Source organism: Mycobacteriales bacterium (assembly GCA_035995165.1).
GTDB lineage: Bacteria > Actinomycetota > Actinomycetes > Mycobacteriales > CADCTP01 > CADCTP01.
Genome location: DASYKU010000003.1, coordinates 1 through 6311 on the forward strand (window position 1 = coordinate 1; position 6311 = coordinate 6311).

Genomic DNA, 6311 nt, shown 5'->3' on the forward strand with positions numbered 1-6311 from the left:
CCGCCCTTGACGTTGAAGGAGAACCGGCCCGGCTGGTAGCCGCGGATCTTCGCCTCGGTCGTCTCCGCGAACAGCCGCCGCATGTGGTCGAACACGCCCGTGTACGTCGCCGGGTTGGACCGCGGGGTCCGCCCGATCGCCGACTGGTCCACGCCGACGATCTTGTCCAGCTCCTCCACGCCGCGCACCCGCTTGTGCCGGCCGGGCACCATCCGCGCGCCGTTGAGCTTGTTCGCCAGCGTCGTGTAGAGGATGTCGTTGACCAGCGAGGACTTGCCCGAGCCGGACACCCCGGTGACCGCGGTGAAGACGCCGAGCGGGAACGTCACGTCGATGTTGCGCAGGTTGTGCTCGCGGGCGCCCTCGACCACCAGTTCCCGGCCCGGGAGCACCGGCCGGCGACCGGCCGGCACCGGGATCTGCCGCCGCCCGGACAGGTAGGCCCCGGTCAGCGACCGCTCGCTGGCCAGCAGGTCCTCGACCGTGCCGGACACGACGACCTCGCCGCCGTGCTCGCCGGCGCCCGGGCCGATGTCGACCACCCAGTCGGCGATCTTGATGGTGTCCTCGTCGTGCTCGACCACGATGAGGGTGTTGCCCAGCGACTTCAGCCGCAGCAGCGTGTCGATCAGCCGCCGGTTGTCCCGCTGGTGCAGGCCGATCGACGGCTCGTCCAGCACGTAGAGCACGCCGACCAGGCCGGAGCCGATCTGCGTGGCCAGCCGGATCCGCTGCGCCTCGCCGCCGGCCAGGGTCGCGGCCGGCCGGTCCAGGGAGAGGTAGTCCAGGCCCACGTCGACCAGGAACCCCAGCCGGGCGTGCACCTCCTTGAGTACCCGCTCGGCGATCATCCGCTCCCGCTCGGACAGCGTCAGCCCGTGCAGGAACTCGCTGGCCGCACCGATCGAGTAGCCGGAGACCTCGGCGATCGACTTGCCGCCGAGCGTCACCGCGAGCACCTCGGGCTTGAGCCGGGCCCCGCCGCAGGCCGGGCAGGGCACCTCCCGCATGTAGCCCTCGTACTTCTCGCGGGAGAACTCGGAGTCGGTCTCGGTGTGGCGCCGCTCCAGGAACGGCACCACGCCCTCGTACGAGGCGTAGTACGCGCGCTCCCGGCCGTACCGGTTCTTGTAGCGGACGTGCACCTGGGTGTCGTGCCCGTAGAGGATCGCCTTCTGGGCCCGGGCCGGCAGCTTCTCCCACGGCGTGTCCACGGTGAAGCCGATCGCGTCCCCGAGCGCGGTGAGCAGCCGCAGGAAGTACTCCGCGGTCTGGCCGTTGCCCCACGGCGAGATCGCGCCCTCCCGCAGCGTCCGCTCCGGGTCCGGCACGACCAGCTCCGGGTCGACCTCCTTGCGGGTGCCGAGCCCGGTGCACTCCGGACAGGCCCCGTACGGCGAGTTGAAGGAGAACGAGCGCGGCTCCAGCGCCTCGAACGACAGGTCGTCGTACAGGCAGGCCAGGTGCTCGGAGAACGTGCGCTCCCGCTCCGGGTCGTCCTCGGCCCGGTCGATGAACTCCAGCACGATCAGCCCGCCGGCCAGGCCGAGCGCGGTCTCGACCGAGTCGGTCAGCCGCCGCTTGGAGGAGTCGCGGACCACGAGCCGGTCGACGACCACCTCGATGGTGTGCTTCTCCTGCTTCTTCAGCTTCGGCGGCTCGGTCAGGCTGTGCACCACGCCGTCGACCCGGACCCGGGAGAAGCCCTTGGTCTGCAGCTCGCTGAACAGGTCGGCGTACTCACCCTTGCGGCCGCGGATCACCGGCGCGAGGACCTGGAACCGGGTGCCCTCGGTCATCTCCAGCACCCGGTCGACGATCTGCTGCGGGGTCTGCCGGCTGATCGGGCGGCCGCACTCGGGGCAGTGCGGGTGGCCGGCGCGCGCGTAGAGCAGCCGGAGGTAGTCGTAGACCTCGGTGATCGTGCCGACCGTCGACCGCGGGTTGCGGGAGGTCGACTTCTGGTCGATCGAGACCGCCGGGGACAGGCCCTCGATGAAGTCCACGTCGGGCTTGTCCATCTGCCCGAGGAACTGCCGCGCGTACGCCGACAGCGACTCCACGTAGCGACGCTGGCCCTCGGCGAAGATCGTGTCGAAGGCCAGGCTGGACTTGCCCGACCCGGACAGCCCGGTGAACACGATGAGGCTGTCCCGGGGCAGGTCGAGGTCAACGTTCTTCAGGTTGTGCTCACGCGCTCCGCGCACGACGAGACGGTCTGCCACAGGGTGTTTCTCTCTCCGGCCGACGGGAGGGAAGGTCGGCAATACGGTAGCGGCGGGGTCCGACAGTTTCTTCCCGGAACGGGTACGCCCAGGTCAGGGGCGGTCCGACCCGGACTCGATCCGCTCCAGCCGGGCCAGCACGTCGGTCAGCAGGGCCTCGATCCGGTCGAGCTGGCTCGGGCGCGGCTCCGGGGGGCGCCCCTCCAGCTGCCGCTCGACCGCCGGCCGGAGCGCCGCCGCGTCCAGGTCGGCCGCGGCGAGCACGGCCGGCAGCTCGTCACCGCCGCCGCGCAGCAGCGCGAGCAGGACGTGCCCGGTGTCGATCGCCTCGGCGTCGAACCGCGCCGCCTCCTCCAGCGCCAGTTCCATCGCCTTCTTGGCGGCGTCGGTGAAGGGCATGTGGCCGGCCCGGGGAATCGACGAGCCGGGCGGGACGACCCGGAAGACCGCCTTCCGGAGGTGGTCCGGCGTCACCTCCAGCTCGGCGAGCGCGGCCGCCGCCGCACCGGGCTCGGCGATCGCGACGCCGAGCAGCAGGTGCTCGGCCGCGATCATGCGGTGCCGCAGGTCGACGGCCGACTGCTGGGCCAGCACGACCGCGCGGCGGGAGCCGTCGGTGAACCCCTCGAACACGGCTCGCTCAGTCCGCCTCGGTGGTCTCGATGCCGCGCAGCCGGTACGTCCTGGTCCCGGGCGGCGGTCCCATGATCCCGTTGATCTGGGTCGTCGCATCGAAGCCGCGGGCGGGCCGGGCGGCCGGGACGCGCGGCGCGTCCTGGATCTGATCCGGCTGGTCCTCGACGTGATAGGTCACCGTGATCGGATCGGGCAGATCGGGCGGCGGTGGTGCTCCGGTCTCGTACGCCATCGCGCACCTCCCTCGTGGAGCCCGAGGGTACGCCGTACGGCAGGATCGGGGCATGACCTACACCGGGGACGTGACGGCCGGCGGAGCTGCCGACGAGCGCGAGCTGGACGGGCTGACGATCACCAAGATGTCGGTCGGCCCGATGGACAACAACGCGTACCTGCTGGTGGACCGGGCGACCGGCGAGGGCCTGCTGATCGACGCGGCGAACGAGGGCGACCGGCTGCTGTCGATGGTCGGCAGCATCCCGCTCGGCACCGTGGTCACCACCCACCGGCATGGCGACCACTGGCAGGCGCTGGCCGCGGTGACGGCGGCGACCGGCGCGAGGACGGTCGCGCACCGCCTGGACGCGTCCGAGCTGCCGGTCCCGGTGGACCGCGAGGTCCGCAACGGCGACACGATCCCGTTCGGGTCCTCGGCGCTGTCGGTGATCCACCTGCGCGGGCACACGCCCGGCTCGATCGCGCTCGCCTACACCGACCCGTCCGCCGGCGTCGTGCACCTGTTCACCGGCGACTCGCTGTTCCCGGGAGGGCCGGGCAACACCGAGAAGGACCCGGAGCGGTTCACCTCGCTGATGAACGACCTGGAGGAGCGGATCTTCGGTCTCTATGCCGACTCGACCTGGGTCTACCCCGGCCACGGCAAGGACACCACGGTCGGCACCGAACGCCTCTCCGTCCCCACCTGGCGCACCCGCGGCTGGTAGCGGTCGCCGCGGGCGAGGTCCGCCTCGCCGCCGAGGCGGCTCCGGGCGGGGCGATCGCGGTCAGCGCCTCGGCGGGCCTGGGCTGCCGGCCCCGGCTCCCGGCCCCCGGCTCCCGGCCCCCGGCCCCCGGCCCCCAGCCCCCGGCTCCCAGCCCCCGGCTCCCAGCCCCCGGCTCCCAGCCCCCGGCTCCCAGCCCCCGGCTCCCAGCCCCCGGGCCCGGCTCCCGGGCCGGTGGTCGCCGGCGGGCCGCGGTCCGGCCAGCCCCGGCCGGGGCCGGCTGCCGCTTCCTCGCCGAGGGCGTCGAGCTCCGGCCTCCCGACGAGGGCGGAGCCGGAGCTGTCGTCGTGGATCGAATCGGTGACCGTCGGCCTGCCGCGCGCCCGAGCCGGGACACACTCGGTCCCGGGCGCTACCACTCCCCGTAGTAATTACCACCGAGAGTGGTACACCTCCGCGCACACACCCCCGCCGCCGCAGCCCCAGCCGGGCACGGACCCGCGGTCGTGGGTCGTGATCGCGGTCCAGCAGGGAACGCCCGGCAGCCGCCGTCAATCGCCGCCGCCGCCTCGGGATGGCGGCGCCATGGTCGCGGCCGGCGTCGGCCGGTCGCTAGGCGAGCAGGACGACGTGCGGGCGGAAGGACCGGCTCAGGCTGTCCAGCACGGCGTGGCCCTTCGCCGCGGTGCCGAGCGACGGCCGACCGATCACGCCGTTGCGGGTGTACGCCTGCATCCCGAGCATCAGCAGGTCGGGACGGTCGGGTGCGTCGGTGTCCGAGGCCGGATCGGCGTACGCGGCGCCGACCAGATCGGGCCGGACGGCGAGCAGGATCGACACCTCCAACTCGCCGGCATGCATGTCCGCCGACGTCGAGGTGACCAGACCACCCGCCGCCCGCGCGGCGTCCCAGTCCGCGCGGCCCGGGAACAGGAGCATCCGGCGCGCGCCGACGTTGGCCTCCTGCGCGACGTTGGACAGCACGTAGTTGCCGCCGTGCCCGTTGACGAGCACCAGCTTGGTGACCCCGGACCGGTCGAGGCTGGCGGCGATGTCGCGGACGACGGCGGCGAGCGTGCCGGCGCTGATGCTGACCGTTCCCGGGAATGCACTGTGTTCGTGCGAGCACGAGATCGTGACCGGCGGCAGCAAGAAGAGATCGTTCTCCGCGCTGATGCGGCCGGCGATCGCGCTCGCCACCACGGTGTCGGTGCCGAGCGGCAGGAAGCTCCCGTGCTGCTCGAAACTCCCGATCGGCAGCACCGCCACCCCCGCCGCCCGCCGCCCAACCTCACCCGACGTCGCAGCAGCAACGAACTCCATCACCCCACCCTCCCACCGCCAACCCGTCGAGCCTGCGGCTGGCGCTAGATCGGCTCGGGCTCGACGTCGGCATAGCAGCGGGCCATCTCGGCGACGACCGGTGACGCCGGATCGAGGATGTGCTTGTCGATCCGGTGCACCGGCCGAACCCCGCCGACCGCGTTGGTGGTGAAAGCGGCCGCGTACTCGCCCAGGGTCGCCGCGGGCACCGGTTGCTCGGAGGATTCGCCCGGATGGCACCGCTCGTACTCGGCTCGGACCAGGGCGAGCGTCACCCCGGGCAGCGCGTCCGAACCCGGCCAGATCACCTGCCCGTCCGGGCGGACGAAGCCCACATTCCAGAGGGCCCCCTCCGAGACGTTCCCGTCGGTACCGACCAGCAAGGCATCGTCGAAACCGGCCTGCTGCGCCGAGCGCCGGCTCCGAGAGCTGACCGAACAGACCCACGTGCTTGACCCGAGGTAGTTCCCGGGCGAAAGCGATCGTGCCCAGCGCGAGCGCGCCGGTCGGGGGCGCGGGCGCCGTACGGAACGTCACCACTACCCGGACGTCGACGGCGTCCGCCGGCCGCCGCAGAACGAAGTCCGCCGCTCAGACGGTCACCCGTACGACCGACGCACCCACCCGGTCGGCGATCGCCGCCCGGACCCGGCGCAGCACATCCTCCGGGTCCACTGGTCGCCCGAACAGCTCGGTCGAGTCGGCTGACAGCCGGGTCAGATGCAACGTCAGCCCACGCACCCGCCCCGTGTCGACCAACATGCTCGAGCACCTCGTCGTCTCGCCAGACCCCGTCAGGTAGCTCGATCGGCCTGGGAGCGTCCTTCGGCATCGCCGTTCTCCCCTTCCGGACGCCGCGTGAGCGTGCTCGACGTTCGGAACCGTACCAATTGTGACGTAACGTTTCGATCATCGTATTTGGGACACTTGGTCTGATCCCCGTTGAGATGCCGGCGCTCGCACCGACAAGCGACAACGGCCAGCATCGCGTGACCCATCTGTGCAAGACCATGTGCCGGATACCTGGTGCCGAGTACAAGTCCAGGACGGCCGCGCTCAGCGAACACCTACGGTGAGGTGGTGATCGTTCGGGTGGGCCGGCCGGAGGACGCCGGGGAGATCAGTGCGCTGGCGCTGCGGAGCAAGGGGGTCTGGGGCTATGACCCGGACTTTCTCGAGGCCTGCC

6 protein-coding genes and 1 pseudogene are annotated in these 6311 nt (G+C 72.1%); 1 reads left to right on the plus strand and 6 read right to left on the minus strand.

All coding sequences use genetic code 11. From position 1 onward, the window contains the following. From uvrA to VGP36_00385, 3 genes are all read right to left on the minus strand, one after another. On the minus strand, nucleotides 1–2225 hold a 2225-nt coding region (gene uvrA / locus VGP36_00375), incomplete at its 3' end, for an excinuclease ABC subunit UvrA (protein HEV7653181.1). Nucleotides 2226–2318: 93 nt separating this feature from the next. Continuing rightward, entirely contained in the window at nucleotides 2319–2858 is a 540-nt protein-coding gene (locus VGP36_00380) for a Clp protease N-terminal domain-containing protein (GenBank protein ID HEV7653182.1), read from the minus strand. A gap of 7 nt (nucleotides 2859–2865) precedes the next feature. Next, nucleotides 2866–3093 (minus strand): hypothetical protein, encoded by a 228-nt coding sequence (locus VGP36_00385; protein ID HEV7653183.1) that lies wholly within the window; start codon nucleotides 3091–3093, stop codon nucleotides 2866–2868. 52 nt (nucleotides 3094–3145) lie between these two features. Here VGP36_00385 and VGP36_00390 point away from each other — a divergent pair, with 52 nt between their 5' ends. After that, nucleotides 3146–3805: an MBL fold metallo-hydrolase gene (locus tag VGP36_00390; GenBank protein HEV7653184.1), complete on the plus strand. Its 660-nt coding sequence runs from the start codon at nucleotides 3146–3148 to the stop codon at nucleotides 3803–3805. 609 nt (nucleotides 3806–4414) lie between these two features. Here VGP36_00390 and VGP36_00395 read toward each other — a convergent pair. The 3 genes and pseudogenes from VGP36_00395 to VGP36_00405 all read right to left on the minus strand — a co-directional run bounded on the left by VGP36_00395 (nucleotide 4415) and on the right by VGP36_00405 (nucleotide 5887). Beyond that, nucleotides 4415–5125 (minus strand): creatininase family protein, encoded by a 711-nt coding sequence (locus VGP36_00395; GenBank protein HEV7653185.1) that lies wholly within the window; start codon nucleotides 5123–5125, stop codon nucleotides 4415–4417. Nucleotides 5126–5169: 44 nt separating this feature from the next. Further along, nucleotides 5170–5535 (minus strand): annotated as a pseudogene (locus VGP36_00400) (aminotransferase class IV). A 181-nt stretch (nucleotides 5536–5716) separates the two neighbouring features. Beyond that, nucleotides 5717–5887, minus strand: coding sequence for a hypothetical protein (locus VGP36_00405; GenBank protein ID HEV7653186.1), 171 nt, complete (start codon nucleotides 5885–5887; stop codon nucleotides 5717–5719). Nucleotides 5888–6311: the final 424 nt, after the last annotated feature.